The 18,662-nt window shown below is 51.4% G+C and carries 15 protein-coding genes and 7 tRNA genes; 3 read left to right on the forward strand and 19 right to left on the reverse strand.

Translation table 11 applies throughout. From position 1 onward, the window contains the following. Positions 1–56: 56 nt before the first annotated feature. The 4 genes from gltL to gltI form a co-directional block, all read right to left on the reverse strand. Complete coding sequence (gltL, locus tag PS053_RS21015; protein WP_000631374.1) at positions 57–782, reverse strand: glutamate/aspartate ABC transporter ATP-binding protein GltL; 726 nt, start codon at positions 780–782, stop codon at positions 57–59. Beyond that, positions 782–1,456 carry a glutamate/aspartate ABC transporter permease GltK gene (gene gltK / locus PS053_RS21020; RefSeq protein WP_000272828.1) on the reverse strand — a complete coding sequence of 225 codons (675 nt, stop codon included), beginning with the start codon at positions 1,454–1,456 and terminating at the stop codon, positions 782–784. The genes gltL and gltK overlap by 1 nt, the downstream gene beginning before the upstream one ends. Beyond that, on the reverse strand, positions 1,456–2,196 hold the full coding sequence (gltJ, locus tag PS053_RS21025; RefSeq protein ID WP_000020943.1) for a glutamate/aspartate ABC transporter permease GltJ: 741 nt from the start codon (positions 2,194–2,196) through the stop codon (positions 1,456–1,458). Before gltJ ends, gltK begins: the two co-directional genes overlap by 1 nt. Before the next feature lie 169 nt (positions 2,197–2,365). Next, positions 2,366–3,274, reverse strand: a complete 909-nt coding sequence (gene gltI, locus PS053_RS21030; protein WP_002430214.1) for a glutamate/aspartate ABC transporter substrate-binding protein GltI — start codon at positions 3,272–3,274, stop codon at positions 2,366–2,368. Between the two features lie 456 nt (positions 3,275–3,730). On the opposite strand from gltI, the gene PS053_RS21035 reads away from it, so the two are divergent. Then, on the forward strand, positions 3,731–5,608 hold the full coding sequence (locus PS053_RS21035; RefSeq protein WP_256879104.1) for a rhomboid family intramembrane serine protease: 1,878 nt from the start codon (positions 3,731–3,733) through the stop codon (positions 5,606–5,608). A 126-nt stretch (positions 5,609–5,734) separates the two neighbouring features. Here PS053_RS21035 and lnt read toward each other — a convergent pair whose 3' ends face one another. The 5 genes from lnt to miaB form a co-directional block, all read right to left on the reverse strand. Further along, a complete protein-coding gene (gene lnt, locus PS053_RS21040; protein WP_059270442.1) occupies positions 5,735–7,273 on the reverse strand; it encodes an apolipoprotein N-acyltransferase in 1,539 nt (512 codons plus the stop codon). Positions 7,274–7,297: 24 nt separating this feature from the next. Next, complete coding sequence (gene corC / locus PS053_RS21045; RefSeq protein ID WP_001278609.1) at positions 7,298–8,176, reverse strand: CNNM family magnesium/cobalt transport protein CorC; 879 nt, start codon at positions 8,174–8,176, stop codon at positions 7,298–7,300. Positions 8,177–8,265: 89 nt separating this feature from the next. Then, entirely contained in the window at positions 8,266–8,733 is a 468-nt protein-coding gene (ybeY, locus tag PS053_RS21050; protein ID WP_256879103.1) for an rRNA maturation RNase YbeY, read from the reverse strand. Continuing rightward, on the reverse strand, positions 8,730–9,770 hold the full coding sequence (locus PS053_RS21055) for a PhoH family protein (RefSeq protein WP_002430212.1): 1,041 nt from the start codon (positions 9,768–9,770) through the stop codon (positions 8,730–8,732). The genes ybeY and PS053_RS21055 overlap by 4 nt, the downstream gene beginning before the upstream one ends. 327 nt (positions 9,771–10,097) lie before the next feature. Continuing rightward, positions 10,098–11,522 carry a tRNA (N6-isopentenyl adenosine(37)-C2)-methylthiotransferase MiaB gene (miaB, locus tag PS053_RS21060; protein ID WP_000162730.1) on the reverse strand — a complete coding sequence of 475 codons (1,425 nt, stop codon included), beginning with the start codon at positions 11,520–11,522 and terminating at the stop codon, positions 10,098–10,100. 145 nt (positions 11,523–11,667) lie between these two features. On the opposite strand from miaB, the gene ubiF reads away from it, so the two are divergent. Beyond that, on the forward strand, positions 11,668–12,843 hold the full coding sequence (ubiF, locus tag PS053_RS21065) for a 3-demethoxyubiquinol 3-hydroxylase (RefSeq protein ID WP_204628675.1): 1,176 nt from the start codon (positions 11,668–11,670) through the stop codon (positions 12,841–12,843). 153 nt (positions 12,844–12,996) lie between these two features. Here ubiF and PS053_RS21070 read toward each other — a convergent pair. The 7 genes from PS053_RS21070 to PS053_RS21100 all read right to left on the reverse strand — a co-directional run bounded on the left by PS053_RS21070 (position 12,997) and on the right by PS053_RS21100 (position 13,775). Beyond that, positions 12,997–13,071: transfer RNA gene (locus PS053_RS21070), tRNA-Gln, on the reverse strand. Between the two features lie 32 nt (positions 13,072–13,103). Then, positions 13,104–13,178, reverse strand: a tRNA-Gln gene (locus tag PS053_RS21075). Between the two features lie 48 nt (positions 13,179–13,226). Further along, positions 13,227–13,303 (reverse strand) — tRNA-Met (locus PS053_RS21080). A gap of 15 nt (positions 13,304–13,318) precedes the next feature. Then, a tRNA-Gln gene (locus PS053_RS21085) sits at positions 13,319–13,393 on the reverse strand. Positions 13,394–13,427: 34 nt separating this feature from the next. Then, positions 13,428–13,502, reverse strand: a tRNA-Gln gene (locus PS053_RS21090). Between the two features lie 104 nt (positions 13,503–13,606). Further along, a tRNA-Leu gene (locus PS053_RS21095) sits at positions 13,607–13,691 on the reverse strand. A gap of 7 nt (positions 13,692–13,698) precedes the next feature. After that, positions 13,699–13,775: transfer RNA gene (locus PS053_RS21100), tRNA-Met, on the reverse strand. 320 nt (positions 13,776–14,095) lie between these two features. Here PS053_RS21100 and PS053_RS21105 point away from each other — a divergent pair. After that, complete coding sequence (locus tag PS053_RS21105; protein ID WP_137650016.1) at positions 14,096–14,533, forward strand: hypothetical protein; 438 nt, start codon at positions 14,096–14,098, stop codon at positions 14,531–14,533. Positions 14,534–14,574: 41 nt separating this feature from the next. On the opposite strand, the gene asnB is transcribed toward PS053_RS21105, so the two are convergent. The 3 genes from asnB to nagC all read right to left on the reverse strand — a co-directional run bounded on the left by asnB (position 14,575) and on the right by nagC (position 18,662). Beyond that, on the reverse strand, positions 14,575–16,239 hold the full coding sequence (gene asnB / locus PS053_RS21110) for an asparagine synthase B (protein ID WP_000337077.1): 1,665 nt from the start codon (positions 16,237–16,239) through the stop codon (positions 14,575–14,577). A 402-nt stretch (positions 16,240–16,641) separates the two neighbouring features. Next, entirely contained in the window at positions 16,642–17,394 is a 753-nt protein-coding gene (gene nagD / locus PS053_RS21115; RefSeq protein ID WP_000153134.1) for a ribonucleotide monophosphatase NagD, read from the reverse strand. Positions 17,395–17,441: 47 nt separating this feature from the next. Beyond that, positions 17,442–18,662, reverse strand: a complete 1,221-nt coding sequence (gene nagC, locus PS053_RS21120) for a DNA-binding transcriptional regulator NagC (RefSeq protein ID WP_059214634.1) — start codon at positions 18,660–18,662, stop codon at positions 17,442–17,444.

Genomic DNA, 18,662 nt, shown 5'->3' on the forward strand with positions numbered 1-18,662 from the left:
GGGGCGAAACGAGAAAGCGTGAGATGGCGCGCACTTGAGTATGCGCGCCAGAAGGATTAATGCAGTATTTTCGCGAGGAAGTCTTTTGCACGCTCCGATTTCGGATCATCAAAGAAAGCGTCTTTCGGCGAATCTTCGACAATTTTTCCCTCATCCATAAAGATAACCCTGTTCGCCACTTTGCGGGCAAAGCCCATTTCGTGGGTCACCACCATCATGGTCATTCCTTCGTTCGCCAGTTCGACCATCACGTCCAGCACTTCGTTGATCATCTCCGGGTCTAATGCTGATGTTGGTTCGTCGAACAACATTGCAATCGGGTCCATGCATAACGCGCGAGCGATCGCTACACGCTGTTGCTGACCACCGGAAAGCTGCGCCGGAAACTTATTGGCGTGTGCGGAAAGCCCAACGCGCTCCAGCAATTTCAGAGCCTTTTCGCGGGCGGGCGCTTTATCGCGTTTAAGCACTTTCACCTGTGCCAGCGTCAGGTTTTCGATAATCGACAGATGGGGGAACAGTTCAAAATGCTGGAACACCATCCCGACGCGGGAACGCAGCTTCGCCAGATCGGTTTTCTTATTGTTAACCATAATACCATCAACGGTGATTTCACCTTGCTGCACTGGTTCGAGACCGTTGACGGTTTTAATCAGCGTCGATTTACCAGAACCTGACGGACCGCAAACCACCACCACTTCGCCTTTTTTCACTTCGGTTGAGCAGTCGGTCAGCACCTGAAAGTGACCATACCATTTTGAAACATTCTTCAGGGTAATCATTATGCTGTCCTTCTTTTCAAGTAGCTGACCAACAACGATGCGCTAAGGCTAATAACGAAATAAACAAATCCGGCAAACAGGATCATCTCGACCTGCGTACCATCGCGCTCACCAATGGTTGAGGCGGTGCGGAAGAAATCGGCCAGAGATAACACATACACCAGCGAGGTATCCTGAAACAGTACGATGCCCTGAGTGAGCAGCAGCGGCACCATCGCGCGAAATGCCTGCGGAAGAATAATCAGTTTCATCGACTGCCAGTGGGTCATGCCGAGCGCCAGCGCGGCGCTCGACTGTCCACGGGAGATGCTTTGAATACCTGCGCGGATAATTTCTGAATAGTAGGCCGCTTCAAACATCGAAAACGCCACCATCGCAGAAATTAAACGGATATCGGTTTTTGGCGATAATCCCAGCACGTTTTGCAGAAAACCCGGCACAATCAGGTAAAACCACAACAGTACCATCACCAGTGGGATCGAACGGAACACGTTAACGTAGGCTTTGGCAAACCACGCAACGGGCGCAAAGCTGGACAAGCGCATCACCGCCAGCATCGTGCCCCACAAAATACCAATCACTACTGCCGTGACGGTGATTTTCAGGGTGATCACCAGTCCATCCAGTAGATAAGGAAGGGAAGGGACAATAGAACTCCAGTCAAACTCGTACATTATTTGCCTCCCATGTTGCCGGGCAGGCGAACTTTACGTTCAACCAGCGTCATCGCCAGCATGATAACCGCGTTAATCAACACATAAGCCAGTGTGATGGCGGTAAACGATTCCCAGGCGTGGGCCGAGTAATCGAGCAATTTACCGGCCTGCGCCGCCATATCCACCAGACCGATGGTTGACGCGATAGCGGAGTTTTTTACCAGGTTCATCATCTCGGAGGTCATCGGCGGGACGATAACACGATAGGCATTAGGCAGCAGCACGTAGCGGTAGGCCTGCGGCAGTGTCAATCCCATCGCCAGCGCGGCATTCTTCTGCCCTCGCGGCAGCGACTGAATTGCGGCGCGGACCTGCTCGCAAACACGGGCGGCGGTAAACAGCCCCAGACAGAGCATGGAAGAGAGGAAAAACTGAATATTAGGGTCCAGTTCCGCCTTAAACCACATGCCGATTTTTTCCGGCAGCAGCTCCGGGATCACCAGATACCAGGTAAAGAACTGGACGATCAACGGAACGTTGCGGAACAATTCGACGTACAACGTACCCAGACCGGAGAGAAAACGGTTAGGAACGGTGCGTAAAATGCCAAAAAATGAACCGACGAGGAAAGCGATAATCCAGGCGCAGATCGACAAAGCGATAGTGACCTGAAAACCGCTCCAGATCCAGCCGAGATAGGTGGTGTTGCCGAATGGGGCTTGTTGCAAAAAAATACCCCAGTTCCAGTCTATAGACATAAATCTACTCCAGAAAAAAGAGGGTAGCAGCGTTAACTGCTACCCTCGAAGATTGTTACTCAGCGTATTGCGGTTTTCAGGCCCGATGGGGAACGACCATCAGGCGTATAGTCTGTCCGTGCTACGTAACAATCGAGAGGGCTGGAATTTCCGCCCCTGGTTCTTGTAATTAATTCAGTGCCTTGTCATTCGGTTCTTTGAACAGCGCTTTCATTTCGTCTGACAGTTCGAAATTCATGTTCAGGTTTTTCGGCGGAATGGGGTTTTTGAACCACTTATCAAACCATTTTTCCGCTTCACCGGAGGTCTGCACCTGAACGATGGTGTCATCCATCAGTTTTTTGAACTGCGGATCGTCTTTACGCAACATGCAACCGTAGGCTTCCTGAGACTGCGGCTTGCCGACGATTTCCCAGTTACCCGGTTTCTTCGCTTTCGCCCGTTCACCGGCCAACAAGGCATCATCCATCATAAAGGCAACGGCACGACCGCTTTCCAGAGTGCGGAAAGAATCGCCGTGGTCCTTAGCACTGATAATGCGCATATTCATTTTTTGCTCTTCATTCAGTTTGTTGAGCAAAACTTCGGAGGTTGTGCCGGAAGTCACCACCACGGCTTTGTCTTTCAGATCAGCAAAATCTTTAATATCGCCGCCTTTTTTGGTCAGCAGGCGTGTACCGACCACGAAAATGGTATCGGAGAAAGCGGCTTGTTTCTGGCGCTCAAGGTTGTTAGTGGTAGAACCACACTCAAAGTCGAATGTGCCGTTTTGCAGTAGTGGAATACGGTTTTGTGAGGTGATTGGTATCAGTTTTACCTGCAGATCCGGTTTGTTGAGTTTCTTTTTCACTGCTTCAACAATGGCGTTGGAATAATCCTGCGAGTAACCCACCACTTTTTGCTGATTGTCGTAATAAGAAAAAGGCACCGAGGATTCACGATGCCCGACGACAATCACGCCGTTTTTGGCGATTTTGTCCAGAGTGCTGCCTGCTGCCGGGGCGGCATCTTCTGCCTGTGCCAGTCCTGCGGAAAGTGCCAGGGCCAGGATTGCTGTGGCAGGTTTACGTAATTGCATATCCAACTCCTTTATCTTCTGCGTTAATAACGCATGGATACCCGTTGTGAGTGTTTGTGTTGTTATCATCTGCAACTTTATTGTGCAGTGTTGTGTTTGCTAGGTAACATTTAGTTTGACTAAATGTAAAGATATTGCTGTTTTATTGTTTGGTTTTGCGAGATGCACCGCACCATTCCGAAGCAAAATTCTTAAAATGCACTCTTTTGGTGCTACCGATGGATTGTTATGGTGCAACCGGGTTGTACTTGCGGTTGATTTCATTGCTTACACAGTAAATAAAGCAACTTACATGCCAAAAAATACTTAGGGGTGGATTAATTACGATTGTAATTTCAGGCTGAAAAAGTCATATTTCGGACAGTGTTAGCTTTTCGGTATGGGACGTTTGCCGGGATGATAACTGCACACGGGAAAAATGCTTTTTTACCTGTCTTTTCAAGGAAGAATCACCTTATGTCTGCATCTTCGGTTAAGCCGTTAAATGTTCAATTACCCGCAATAACCCTGATCCTTTTTGCGCTGTGTGTTGGGATATTTTGTTACCTCGCACAATGGATGAGTTATGAAGAAGTCGATCAATCCGCACTCATCCATCTTGGTGCTAACGTTGCTCCTCTTACTTTGTCGGGTGAACCCTGGCGCTTATTGAGCAGCGTCTTTCTGCACAGTAGTTTTTCTCATTTGCTGATGAATATGTTTGCATTCCTGGTCGTGGGGGGAGTGGGTGAACGGATTCTGGGGAAATGGCGACTCCTGATTATCTGGTTCTTCTCCGGTATCTTTGGTGGACTCACCAGCGCCTGTTATGCATTGCGCGAAAGTGAGCAGATAGTCATCAGCGTTGGGGCATCCGGGGCAATTATGGGAATAGCTGGCGCTGCGATAGCAATACAGCTTGCTTCAGGTATGGGCACACACCATAAAAACCAGCGGCGAGTATTTCCTCTGTTGGGTATGGTGGCGCTGACACTGTTGTATGGTGCCCGGCAAACAGGAATAGATAACGCTTGCCACATTGGCGGCCTGATTGCGGGCGGCGCGTTGGGTTGGCTGAGTGCGCGTTTATCTGGGCAAAACCGGCTCGTTACGGAAGGCGGGATTATTGTTGTGGGCACTCTTCTTCTGACCGGGGCTATCTGGCTTGCGCAGCAGCAGATTGATGAATCAGTTTTACAGGTCAGGCAAAGCCTGCGTGAAGAGTTTTATCCGCAGGAGATTGAACAAGAGCGACGGCAAAAAAAGCAGCAGTTAGCGGAGGAACGAAATGCACTCAAAGAAACATTACCCGCTCCGGTAAGTCGTCAACAGGCCAGTGGTGATTTGCTCGCTGAGATTGCCGATATCCATGATATGGCGATCAGTCGGGATGGTAATACGTTGTATGCCGCAATTGAAGACACGAACAGCATTGTTGTTTTCGACCTTGGACAAAAGAAAATCCTGCATACCTTTACCGCGCCCATAGCGAAAGAAAAGTCAGTCAAACATTGTGGTGGCTGTAAAGATCAGGGCGTCAGATCGCTGACATTAAGCCCGGATGAAACGTTGCTTTATGCAACTTCATTTGAAGCGAATGCGTTATCGGTCATTAACGTGGCGACGGGCAAGATTATTCAGTCTATTACCACCGGCGCTCATCCTGACAGTCTCATCCTCTCACGCGATGGCACAAAAGCCTGGGTGATGAATCGCACCAGTAATAGTGTGTCAGCCATTGATCTGGTGGCTTATCAGCGTGTGGCGGATATCCCGCTGGAGAAATACGATGGGGCGGGGACGAGCGGTAAATTTGGGGCCTGGGTTATGGCACTTTCCCCGGATGAAAAAACATTACTGGTTCCGGGAATGGGCAGAGGTAACATTGCACGGATCAATACCATCACGCATCAGAACGAAGGCTTTCCCGCAGGTGATGCGCGTGGTGTCGTTTCTGCAATGGGATTCCGACCAAAAAATGGCGAGGTTATTTTTGCCGATAGCCAGGGGATTTCACGTATAAGCGTAGGGGATCAACAAGCCAGTGTTATGACGCAATGGTGTAGCAGGAGCGTTTATTCCGTTGAGGGTATTAGCCCGGACGGTCAGTATTTAGCGTTGGTATCATATGGCCTGGAAGGTTATGTCATCCTGCTCAATATTAATGCCGGACAGATTATTGGCGTTTATCCTGCCAGCCACGTTAATCATCTTCGTTTTTCAGCGGATGGTAGAAAGATATTTGTTATGGCGAAGAACGGGCTAATACAACTGGACAGAGAAAGCTCACTTGATCCCCTGGCAATTATTCGTCATCCCCAATATGGCGATGTGGCTTGTATCCCTGAACCGTAAGAAAAAGGGGCATGATAATCATGCCCCACAGCGTGTTGAGAAAGTACGCTTTATCCTACAAAATTACGTAAATTCAACATATTGCAAAAATTGCGTAGGCCTGATAAGCGTAGCGCATCAGGCACATTAACGTTTACGTGCTCGCAAACTCATCAACACAGCGGCAAAACCAAACAGTGCCGTCAGCACCCACAGCGGCCAGTTGCCGGTACGAGCGTACGGTGTGAGTCCGGTGGTCGGCGTCACGTTGGTGGTCAGTACCTGGCGAGTGAACTGCGGGATCATCGCCTGAATCTCACCCTGCGGACCAATCACTGCCGTAATGCCGTTATTGGTACTGCGCAGCAACGGGCGTGCCAGTTCCAGCGCACGCATTCGCGCCATCTGGAAGTGCTGCCACGGACCGATAGACTTACCAAACCACGCATCGTTAGAGATGGTCAGCAGATAGTCGGTATCCGGGCGGAAGTTATCGCGTACCTGCTCGCCAAGAATGATCTCGTAGCAAATCGCTGCGGTAAGCTGAATACCATTCAACGACAGCGGCGGCTGGATGTAAGGTCCACGGCTGAACGATGACATCGGCAGATCAAAGAACGGCGCTAACGGACGCAGAATTGACTCCAGCGGAACAAACTCGCCAAACGGCACCAGATGGTTTTTGTTATAGCGATCGGCTGATTCGTAGCTGTACGGCGCACCTTTACCCAGCGTGATGATGGTGTTGTAAGTATCGTAGCGGTTCTGCTTGTTGAGGCGCGCGTCGACAATTCCGGTGATCAGCGAGCTACCTTTCTCGCGCAACTCATTGTCCAGGGCTTTGAGGAATGGTTGCTGATTAATCTCCAGATCGGTAATTGCCGATTCAGGCCAGATAATCAGCGACGATTTGCCCATCAGCGGCGCCGTCGCGTTGTAGTAAATTTTCAGCGTATTAAGAAGCTGACCTTCGTCCCACTTCAGCGATTGCGGAATATCGCCCTGGACCATTGAGACCTGGATGGTTTTCTCCGGGTGTGGTGTAAACCACTGGATGTAACGCAGCGGGAAGGGGAGGACAAACAGGACAATGGCGGCGACCAGCGGACGCCAGTTGCGTTTTACCAGCGCCAGCGCCAGCAGGCCGCTGACCATCATCAGCAGGAAGTTAATGGCTTCCACGCCCATTATTGGCGCCAGCCCTTTTAACGGCCCGTCAATCTGGCTATAGCCGAACTGCAACCACGGGAAGCCGGTCAGCACCCAACCGCGCAGAAACTCAGTCATTTGCCAGAGAGCAGGGGCGGCAATCGCCACGCGTAGCCAGGTGGTTTTCGGCCATAGCCGCGCCAGCACGCCGGCAAACAACCCGGTATACAACGAAAGATATGCGGCCAGCAGTACCACCAGGAAGACATTAACTGGGCCGGGCATGCCGCCAAAGGTCGCGATACTGACATAGACCCAGTTAATACCAGTGCCAAACAGGCCAAATCCCCAGCAAAAACCGATAGCGGCTGACTGGAGCGGACGGCGGTTAAAGGTCAATGCCTGAAGCCCCATCAGCGAAATAATCGCCGCAGGCCAGACGTCGTAAGGAGAGAAGGCCAGCGTTCCGCAGGCGCCGAATAATAACGCCAGCAGCAGGCGAATGCGCTGGCGTTCAATTAATGAGGCAAAAGCCATGTAGTTTTATATCCAATATCGGTTTTATTCATCCAGCTTCGGCTGGGGTGAGTCATCCGGGATTTTGACATGAACCTGAATAATACGCCGACTGTCGGCCATCGCCACTTTGAACTGGTAACCGTCGATGTCGATGGTTTCACCGCGCGCCGGGAGATGCCCAAACGCCTGCATCACCAGACCACCGATGGTGTCAACCTCTTCATCGCTAAAGTGGGTGCCAAACGCTTCGTTGAAATCTTCAATGGAAGCCAGTGCGCGCACGGTCCAGGTGTGACGGCTAAGCTGACGGAAGTCGATATCATCTTCTTCGTCATACTCGTCCTCAATCTCACCAACAATCAGTTCCAGGATGTCTTCAATGGTCACCAGGCCGGAAACTCCGCCGAATTCGTCAATGACGATCGCCATGTGGTAGCGCTGAGATCGAAACTCTTTCAGCATCCGGTCTACGCGCTTACTTTCAGGAACGACAACTGCCGGACGTAACACTTTGTCCATGCTGAAGGCTTCAGCATCACTGCGCATAAACGGCAGCAAATCTTTCGCCATCAGAATCCCTTCAATGTGATCTTTGTCCTCGCTGATGACCGGGAAACGCGAGTGAGCGGACTCGATGATGACATCAAGGCATTCGTCCAGTGTCTGGTTGCGTTTCAGGGTAATCATCTGGGAGCGAGGGATCATGATGTCGCGAACGCGTTGGTCTGCGATGTCCATTACCCCCTCGAGCATATCGCGCGTATCTTCGTCGATAAGGTCGTTCTGCCCGGAATCACGGATCAGCGCCAGCAGTTCTTCACGGTTTTTCGGTTCACCGTGGAAAAGTTGGCTCAGTAACAGGGAGAAAAATCCCTTCTTGTTGCTTATCGTGTCACTACTGTGTGAATTGTCGTCGCTCATGGCGTCGTATGGGTTCTCATGTTAGTTAATCAAAACGCCGTTGTTAATCACCAACGGCAGGGACGTCTGCCAGTCAAATGTCTGGCAAGTTATTCTTTCTCGGCAATGTACGGATCCTCATAGCCCAGAGCAAGCATAATCTCTGTTTCGAGGGCTTCCATCTCTTCTGCTTCGTCATCTTCGATGTGATCGTAACCTAACAAATGCAGACTGCCGTGCACCACCATATGCGCCCAGTGCGCTTCCAGCGGCTTGCCTTGCTCCTGTGCCTCCTGCTCAACGACCTGACGGCAGATAACCAGATCGCCCAGCAGCGACATTTCCATGCCAGGCGGCACCTCAAACGGGAAGGAGAGCACGTTGGTCGGCTTATCCTTACCGCGATAAGTCAGATTAAGACAGTGGCTTTCGGCGGTATCGACCAGGCGAATGGTCACTTCCGATTCTTCCTGAAACTGCGGGATCACCGCATTCAGCCATGTCTGAAACTGGCTCTCTTCCGGCAGCCCGGAATTATCTTCACATGCCAGTTGTAAATCGAGGATCACCTGACTCATTTTTGTTCCTGTTCTTCGCGCTTGCGTTCTGCCGCCAGCGCCGCTTTACGTTTTTGTTCGGCTTCTTCCCAGGCTTCATAAGCGTTAACGATACGCGCCACCACCGGGTGACGAACCACGTCTTCGCTGTGGAAGAAGTTAAAGCTAATTTCTTCGACTTCAGCCAGCACTTCGATGGCATGACGCAGGCCTGACTTGGTGTTGCGCGGCAGGTCAATCTGCGTGACATCGCCGGTGATAACCGCTTTAGAGTTAAAACCGATACGGGTCAGGAACATCTTCATCTGTTCGATGGTGGTGTTCTGGCTCTCATCGAGAATGATAAACGCGTCGTTCAGCGTACGACCGCGCATATAGGCCAGCGGGGCGACTTCAATGACGTTGCGCTCAATCAGCTTCTCAACTTTCTCAAAGCCCAACATCTCAAACAGCGCGTCGTACAGCGGGCGCAGATACGGGTCTACTTTCTGGCTTAAATCGCCAGGCAGGAAGCCCAGTTTCTCACCGGCTTCGACCGCCGGACGGGTCAGCAAAATACGACGGATTTCCTGACGCTCCAGGGCATCAACTGCCGCAGCTACCGCCAGGTAGGTTTTACCCGTACCCGCCGGGCCAACGCCGAAGGTAATGTCATGGTCGAGAATATTGGCGATGTACTGCGCCTGGTTTGGCGTGCGCGGCTTAATTACGCCGCGTTTGGTTTTGATATTGACCGCTTTGCCGTACTCCGGCACGCTCTCCGCGCTTTGCTCCAGCACGCGCGCTTCTTTAATCGCAAGGTGGATTTGCTCAGGTTCGATATCCTGAATCTGACCACGCATCGGGGCTGTATCGACATACAGGCTGCGCAGAATGTCTGCCGCGGCGGTAACGCAAATCGGACGGCCAGTCAGCTTAAAGTGGTTATCGCGGCGATTGATCTCGATGCCGAGACGGCGTTCGAGTTGTTTGATGTTGTCATCAAACGGGCCGCACAGGCTCAACAGACGCGCATTGTCTGCTGGCTCCAGGGTAATTTCGCGAGTGTCTATGTTCAAACCGTTCCTCTTATCTGTATGCCGCCGGAAGCTGAACATTCACCGGCCTATAAGGAAATTATTCACGCCACAGGAAGAAGGCGCAAGCATTGCGATAAAGATGGGGATAACGAGAGAAAAAACAAGGCCCACCGGAACGGCGGGCCAGTGATTATTGACGAAGTGCGTGTTGTTCATGTCAGATGCGGCGTAAACGCCTTATCCGGCCTACAAATTCATGCGAATTCAATATATTGCTGGAATCATGTAGGCCTGATAAGCGTAGCGCATCAGGCAATTTGCGTTTGTCGTCAGTCTCAAAACTTACCAGATCGGCGGGCCTGAGAATTACGGCTGATAATAACCTACGCCGAGGTCGTTTTCTTTGCGAGTACGGGCAATCACCGATTCCGGTGTTTCTGCCACGCGCAGACCCATTTCATCTTCAGTACGCACCACTTTACCGCGCAGGGAGTTCGGGTAGACGTCGGTAATTTCTACATCGACGAATTTACCAATCATATCCGGCGTGCCTTCGAAGTTGACCACACGGTTATTTTCGGTTCGTCCTGAAAGCTCCATGATGTTCTTACGCGAAGTCCCTTCTACCAGAATACGCTGGGTGGTGCCGAGCATCCGGCGGCTCCATGCCATCGCTTGCTGATTAATGCGCTCTTGCAGAATATACAGACGCTGCTTCTTCTCTTCTTCCGACACGTCATCAACCATATCGGCGGCTGGCGTGCCCGGACGTGCGGAGAAGATAAAGCTGTAGCTCATGTCGAAATTGACGTCGGCAATCAGCTTCATCGTTTTCTCGAAGTCTTCGGTAGTTTCGCCAGGGAAGCCAACGATGAAGTCAGAACTGATTTGAATATCCGGGCGCGCCGCACGCAGTTTACGGATGATCGCTTTGTACTCCAGCGCCGTGTGGGTACGTCCCATCAGATTAAGGATGCGATCGGAACCGCTCTGTACCGGCAGATGCAGGAAACTCACCAGCTCCGGCGTGTCGCGATACACTTCGATGATATCGTCGGTGAATTCGATCGGATGGCTGGTGGTAAAGCGAATACGATCGATCCCGTCGATCGCTGCAACCAGACGCAGCAGATCGGCAAATGTTCCTGTGGTGCCGTCGTAGTTCTCACCACGCCAGGCATTCACGTTCTGACCGAGCAGGTTAACTTCACGCACGCCCTGAGCCGCAAGCTGGGCGATCTCAAACAGAATATCGTCGGAAGGACGGCTTACCTCTTCACCACGGGTGTAAGGCACCACACAGTAGGTGCAATATTTATTGCAGCCTTCCATGATGGAGACAAACGCGGTCGGCCCTTCGGCGCGCGGTTCCGGCAGACGGTCGAACTTCTCGATTTCCGGGAAGCTGATATCTACAACCGGGCTGCGGTTACCGCGTACGGAGTTAATCATCTCCGGTAGGCGGTGCAGCGTTTGCGGTCCGAAAATAATATCGACATAGTGGGCGCGCTGGCGAATGTGGTCGCCTTCCTGCGAAGCCACACAGCCACCGACGCCGATAATCAGGTCTGGATTCTTCTCTTTTAACAGTTTCCAGCGACCCAACTGATGGAAGACTTTTTCCTGAGCCTTCTCGCGGATTGAGCAGGTGTTCAGCAGCAGCACATCCGCTTCTTCCGCCACGTCGGTCAGTTGATAGCCGTGGGTGGCATCCAGCAGATCGGCCATCTTCGATGAATCGTACTCGTTCATCTGACAGCCCCAGGTTTTAATATGGAGTTTTTTGGTCATCGACTTGCTCTTGCGAAATAGTAGCCAGGAATGCAGGGCGCATAGTGTAATGCTTTGCTGCCGTTGTGACCAGTATGAGCGTTATCAGCCCTTGGGGGTAAAAATCCTGTAAACTTAAAGCATATTGCTAACAGGATGATTGACCATGACAAATCAACCAACGGAAATTGCCATTGTCGGCGGAGGAATGGTCGGCGGCGCACTGGCGCTGGGACTGGCACAGCACGGATTTTCGGTAACGGTTATCGAACATGCCCAGCCCGCGCCGTTTGTTGCTGATAGCCAACCGGATGTGCGGATCTCGGCGATCAGCGCGGCTTCGGTATCATTACTTAAAGGTTTAGGCGTCTGGGACGCGGTACAGGCTATGCGTTGCCATCCTTATCGCAAACTGGAAACCTGGGAGTGGGAAACGGCGCATGTGGTGTTTGACGCCGCCGAGCTAAAATTGCCGTTGCTTGGCTATATGGTGGAAAACACCGTCCTGCAACAGGCGCTGTGGCAGGCGCTGGAAGCGCATCCGAAAGTGACGTTGCGTGTACCGACTTCGCTGATTGCATTGCATCGCGACAATGATCTTCAGGTGCTGGAACTGAAGGGCGGTGAAGTGATCCACGCGAAGCTGGTGATTGGTGCCGACGGCGCAAATTCGCAGGTGCGGCAGATGGCGGGAATTGGCGTTCATGCCTGGCAGTATGCGCAGTCGTGTATGTTGATTAGCGTGCAGTGTGAGAATGATCCTGGTGACAGCACCTGGCAGCAGTTTACCCCGAACGGACCACGTGCATTTTTGCCGTTGTTTGATAACTGGGCATCGCTGGTGTGGTACGACTCACCAGCACGTATTCGCCAGTTGCAGAATATGAATATGGCGCAATTACAGGCAGAAATCGCCAAACATTTCCCATCACGTCTGGGTTATGTGACACCACTTGCCGCAGGCGCGTTTCCGCTGACACGTCGCCATGCGTTGCAGTATGTGCAGCCGGGGCTTGCACTGGTGGGCGATGCCGCGCATACCATCCATCCGCTGGCGGGGCAGGGGGTGAATCTTGGTTATCGTGATGTCGATGCCCTGATTGATGTTCTGGTGAATGCTCGCAGTCATGGGGAAGCATGGGCCAGTTATCCGATCCTCAAGCGTTACCAGATGCGGCGCATGGCGGATAACTTCATTATGCAGAGCGGTATGGATCTGTTTTATGCCGGATTCAGCAATAATCTGCTGCCGCTGCGTTTTGTGCGTAATCTCGGGTTAATGGCGGCAGAACGTGCAGGAGTGCTGAAACGTCAGGCGCTGAAGTATGCGTTAGGATTGTAGTTTCACAATATTGCCGGATGCATACCAACCGTAGGTCGGATAAGACGCGTCAGCGTCGCATCCGACATTGAAGGATAAGGCGTGTCAGTATCACATTCGACATTGAATATATGCAGAAAAGCAAAAAGCTCGCCGAAGCGAGCTTTTTTAATATGGCTGGGGTACGAGGATTCGAACCTCGGAATGCCGGAATCAGAATCCGGTGCCTTACCGCTTGGCGATACCCCAATTGTGCATTCAGCAAAGAACGCTTTTAAATTTGGCTGGGGTACGAGGATTCGAACCTCGGAATGCCGGAATCAGAATCCGGTGCCTTACCGCTTGGCGATACCCCAACAAATTGGTTTTTGAATTTGCCGAACTTGTTCGACACATTCAGAATTTGGTGGCTACGACGGGATTCGAACCTGTGACCCCATCATTATGAGTGATGTGCTCTAACCAACTGAGCTACGTAGCCAGATTGTTTCTTCGATGGCTGGGGTACCTGGATTCGAACCAGGGAATGCCGGTATCAAAAACCGGTGCCTTACCGCTTGGCGATACCCCAATAACCGGGCGGTGAACCGCTTACTCGAAGAAGATGGCTGGGGTACCTGGATTCGAACCAGGGAATGCCGGTATCAAAAACCGGTGCCTTACCGCTTGGCGATACCCCAACAAATTTCTTACAGAATGGAGAACTTCAAACTATATCATTGCCAGCCGAGGTGGCTAACTTACAGCCTGGAGATACCCCATCCGTACAACGCTTTCTGGTGAATGGTGCGGGAGGCGAGACTTGAACTCGCACACCTTGCGGCGCCAGAACCTAAATCTGGTGCGTCTACCAATTTCGCCACTCCCGCAAAAAGATGGTGGCTACGACGGGATTCGAACCTGTGACCCCATCATTATGAGTGATGTGCTCTAACCAACTGAGCTACGTAGCCATCTTTTTTTTCGCGATACCTTATCGGCGTTGCGGGGCGCATTATGCGTATAGAGCCTTGCAGCGTCAACCTCTTTTTCAAGGAAAATTGCGCGAAACTGACTGTTTGGTTAGGTTGCGAACAGCGTGGCGCTATATTCGTCAATTATTGTTTACTTTGTGTTTTTCTCTGCCGTTTCGTTGTGCAGGATGAAATTCGGAATTCAACAATGGTGCCGGGAAATTAATCTATGAAATACTGGCCCGTTGCAACAGGACAGGGCAGGGATCGCTACGCCTGCATCTCTGCCACCACTTCAGGCGATTTATTGAGGGAATAATATGCTGCGTTTTATAACTGCCTTGATGGGTGCTTTATTACTTATGCAATCTGCGTTTGCCGATACTACCCGACCAGAAATCGGTAAATATGTCTTTGGCTATCGTGGGCAGGAAGGGGCGATGGTGTGGGTGATGCGGATTGGTCCGAAAACGGCAAATGAAGCTCTCGTCCAGGTATCGCATGTTGATAATGACATTGATGGTCAGATTTTTCTCTGTAAAGTGAAAGCCTTACAGGAAGGTGAAAAATCCTATTCCACGGTAATTAAAGGTGAATCTTTTGAGTTGTTGCGTCTGAAAGGGGGGAATGGAAGCTTGCATATCCCTGATGAACAGGCAACCTGGTCAGTAGCTTACAGTAATGAGCTTTCTGACAGCGATGTGGCTAACCCGGAATATTTCCTCACTGCATATCAAAAGCAACTGGCGGGTAAATAATAGAAAATGCCCCAGATTTCTCCGGGGCAGTACCACTTTTCTTACTTATACGCCGACTGGTGAACACCAACCGCGCGACCAGATGGATCGTCCATTTTCTTGAACGCCTCATCCCACTCAATCGCTTTAGCGGAAGAACAAGCGACGGAAGGACCGCCTGGCACGCACTCAGCGGCGCTCGGAAGCGGGAACAGTTCTTCAAAGATCTCCCGGTACAGATACGCTTCTTTTGAGGTCGGCGTGTTGTACGGGAAGCGGAAGCGGGCAGTTTCCAGTTGCTGATCAGAAACCTGCTGCGCCGCCACTTCTTTCAGAGTGTCTATCCAACTGTAACCGACGCCATCGGAAAACTGCTCTTTCTGCCGCCAGGCCACGCTCGCGGGTAGATACGCTTCAAAACATTCACGCAGGATGTGTTTTTCCATCTTGCCGTTACCGCACATTTTATCCTGCGGGTTAATACGCATCGCCACGTCGAGGAATTTCTTGTCGAGGAACGGAACGCGCGCTTCCACGCCCCAGGCCGACATCGCTTTGTTGGCGCGCGCGCAGTCATACATATGCAGGGCCAGCAGTTTACGCACCGTTTCTTCATGCAGTTCTTTAGCGTTTGGCGCTTTGTGGAAGTATAGATAACCGCCAAACACTTCGTCAGAACCTTCACCGGACAGCACCATTTTAATGCCCATCGCCTTGATCTTACGCGACATTAAATACATCGGTGTTGAAGCGCGAATAGTGGTCACATCATAGGTTTCGATGTGGTAAATCACATCGCGGATGGCGTCCAGACCTTCCTGTACAGTGAAGTGAATTTCGTGATGCACTGTGCCCAGATGGTTTGCTACTTCCTGGGCTGCTTTCAGGTCTGGAGAACCCGGCAGACCTACAGCAAAGGAGTGCAGCTGCGGCCACCAGGCTTCAGAGCGTTCCTGATCTTCCACGCGACGGGCGGCATATTTTTTGGTAATAGCGGAAATAATTGAGGAATCCAGACCACCTGAGAGCAGCACACCGTAAGGCACATCAGACATCAGATGGCTTTTAACGGAATCTTCCAGTGCCTGACGCAGCTCGTTTTTGTCGGTCACGTTATCTTTCACCGCATCGTAGTCGAACCAGTCGCGATGATAATAAGAACGGATTTCGCCGTCCTGACTCCATAAATAGCTCCCCGCCGGGAACTCTTTAATCGTGCGGCATACTGGCACGAGGGCTTTCATTTCTGAGGCCACATACAGCTGACCGTGTTCGTCATAACCCATATACAGTGGGATGATCCCCAGATGGTCGCGACCAATCAGGTAGGCATCTTTTTCGCTGTCGTACAGGGCAAAAGCGAACATGCCCTGCAAGTCGTCGAGAAATTCCGGCCCTTTTTCCTGATACAGCGCGAGGATCACTTCGCAGTCAGACCCGGTCTGGAACTGGTAACGATCGCCATATTCGGCGCGTAAGGCCTGGTGGTTGTAGATTTCACCGTTTACCGCCAGTACGTGAGTTTTTTGTTGGTTGTAGAGAGGTTGCGCCCCCGCGTTAACGTCAACAATTGACAGACGTTCGTGGGCGAGAATGGCGTTATCGCTGGCATAAATACCGGACCAGTCCGGGCCGCGATGACGCATCAGGCGTGACAGCTCGAGCGCTTTCTTACGCAGCTCAACTGCGTCTGTTTTGATATCGAATACGCCAAAAATTGAACACATAACCTTCTCCGTTAACCTGGTATTTGTTGCTTGTTGTGTTTGCTTGTTTAAAAAAATGCCGCAAAGCAGCACTGTGCGCAAGCGATTTGGCGGTGGAAAAATAAAAAACGTAATGGCGATTGCTGATTGATGAAAAAGGATAGGGTGTGGTGGCGTATTTATTGATGGATCGATAATTTTTTGCGGGTTTTATTGAATGGATATATTTGGGGGGATAAGAAACCAAATTGCTGACAAAGTGCGCTTTGTTCATGCTGGATGCGGCATGAACGCCTTGTCTGGCCTACAAAAGCATGAAAATTCAATATATTGAAGGAGCTGCGTGGGCCTGATAAGCGTAGCGCATCAGGCTGTTTGGCGTTTGTCATCAATATCAACCACGCCCTGAGACGTGGTTGCTATTCAGATAACGTCGATTTCAGCGACCGACGGGTAAATCCAGCTGGGGCGGAACGGCATACTGTCGATATCGTCAAGCGACGAAACGCCGGAGAGTACCAGAATCGTTTCCAGACCGGCCTGGAAGCCCGCCAGAATATCGGTACGCAGGTTATCGCCGACAATCACCGTTTCTTCCGAGTGGGCCTGCATTTTGTTTAATGCCGCGCGGATGATCCACGGGCTGGGCTTACCAACATAGAACGGTTTACGCCCGGAAATTTTCTCAATGCCTGCACACAGTGCGCCACAAGCAGGATAAAAACCGCGTCCGTGGGTATCCGGGTTGGTCGCGATAAATCGTGCACCGTTAGCGACGAAATAGGCTGCTTTATGCATCATTTCCCAGTTATAGGAGCGCGTTTCGCCAACAATCACAAAGTCAGGATTCACATCGGTAATGGTGAAACCCGCTTTGTACAGCTCATGGATAAGCGCGCCCTCGCCCACCACATAGGCTTTCTTGCCTTCCTGGCGACGCAGGAAATCGGCGGTCGCCATCGCGGAGGTATAAAACACGCTGTCTGGCACATCGACACCAGCCGTGGCAAAGCGGTTCGCCAGATCTTGCCCGGTCTGCGAAGGATAGTTGGTCAGCAACACCAGCGGCAGGCCTTTATCCATAATCCCGTGCAAAAATTCCGCTGCACCCGGTACGGCGACATTATCGTGCATCAGCACGCCGTCGATATCGCAAATTACATTTTTAATGGTCATGGACTACCCAGAATATTGACAACAATAAGCGCCACTATAAAAGCACATTAATTTTCCAGCAAATGCTGGAGCAAAATACCGTTGAGCATGGCGCGTTTTACCAGCGCAAAAGCGCCGATTGCCGAGCGGTGATCCAGCTCAGAACGCACCACTGGCAGATTAGTGCGAAACGCTTTCAGCGCCTGGGTATTAATGCAGCTTTCAATAGCAGGGAGCAGCACTTTATCGGCTTCGGTTATCTCACCGGCAATGACAATTTTTTGCGGATTAAATAAGTTGATAGCAATGGCGATGGTTTTGCCCAGATGACGACCAACATACTCAATCACTTCCGACGCCAGGCTATCGCCTTTGTTCGCGGCTTTGCAGATAGTTTTGATGGTGCAGTCGTCCAGCGGTACACGACTCTGGTAGCCCTGCTTTAACAGATTCAACACCCGTTGTTCAATGGCAGCGTTGGCGGCGATAGTTTCCAGGCAGCCAAAGTTGCCGCAGTGGCAGCGTTCCCCCAACGGTTCGACCTGAATATGACCAATTTCACCGACGTTGCCGTTGCGACCGATAAAAATGCGCCCGTTAGAGATAATCCCGGCTCCGGTTCCGCGATGCACACGCACCAGAATGGAGTCTTCGCAATCCTGGCTTGCACCGAAGTAGTGCTCTGCCAGTGCCAGACTGCGGATATCGTGACCGACAAAACAGGTCACTTTAAAACGTTCTTCCAGTGCTTCTACCAGTCCCCAGTTTTCTACCTGAATATGCGGCATGTAATGAATTTTGCCGCTGTCCGGGTCAACAAGTCCTGGCAGGATCACGGAAATGGCGATCAGCTCTCGCAGCTTGCGCTGGTAGCTATCAATAAACTGAGCAATGGCATTCAGCAGGGCGTGTTCCAGCGTCTGCTGGGTACGTTCAGGCAGCGGGTAATGTTCTTCAGCCAGCACTTTGCTGCTGAGATCGAACAGGGTGATGGTGGCGTCATGACGACCAAGCCGTACGCCGATTGCGTGAAAATTGCGGGTTTCGGTGATGATGGAGATAGCGCGGCGGCCCCCGGTGGAGGCCTGCTGATCAACTTCTTTGATCAACCCGCGTTCGATAAGTTGACGCGTAATTTTAGTTACGCTGGCAGGGGCAAGCTGGCTTTGCTCGGCGATCTGAATTCGCGAGATTGGCCCGTACTGGTCAATCAGGCGATAAACCGCCGCGCTGTTAAGCTGTTTTACGAGATCAACATTACCTATCTGAGCTTGTCCGCCTGGTGTCAT

The sequence above is a fragment of the Escherichia albertii genome (genome assembly GCF_028622335.1).
Classification (GTDB): Bacteria; Pseudomonadota; Gammaproteobacteria; order Enterobacterales; family Enterobacteriaceae; genus Escherichia; species Escherichia albertii.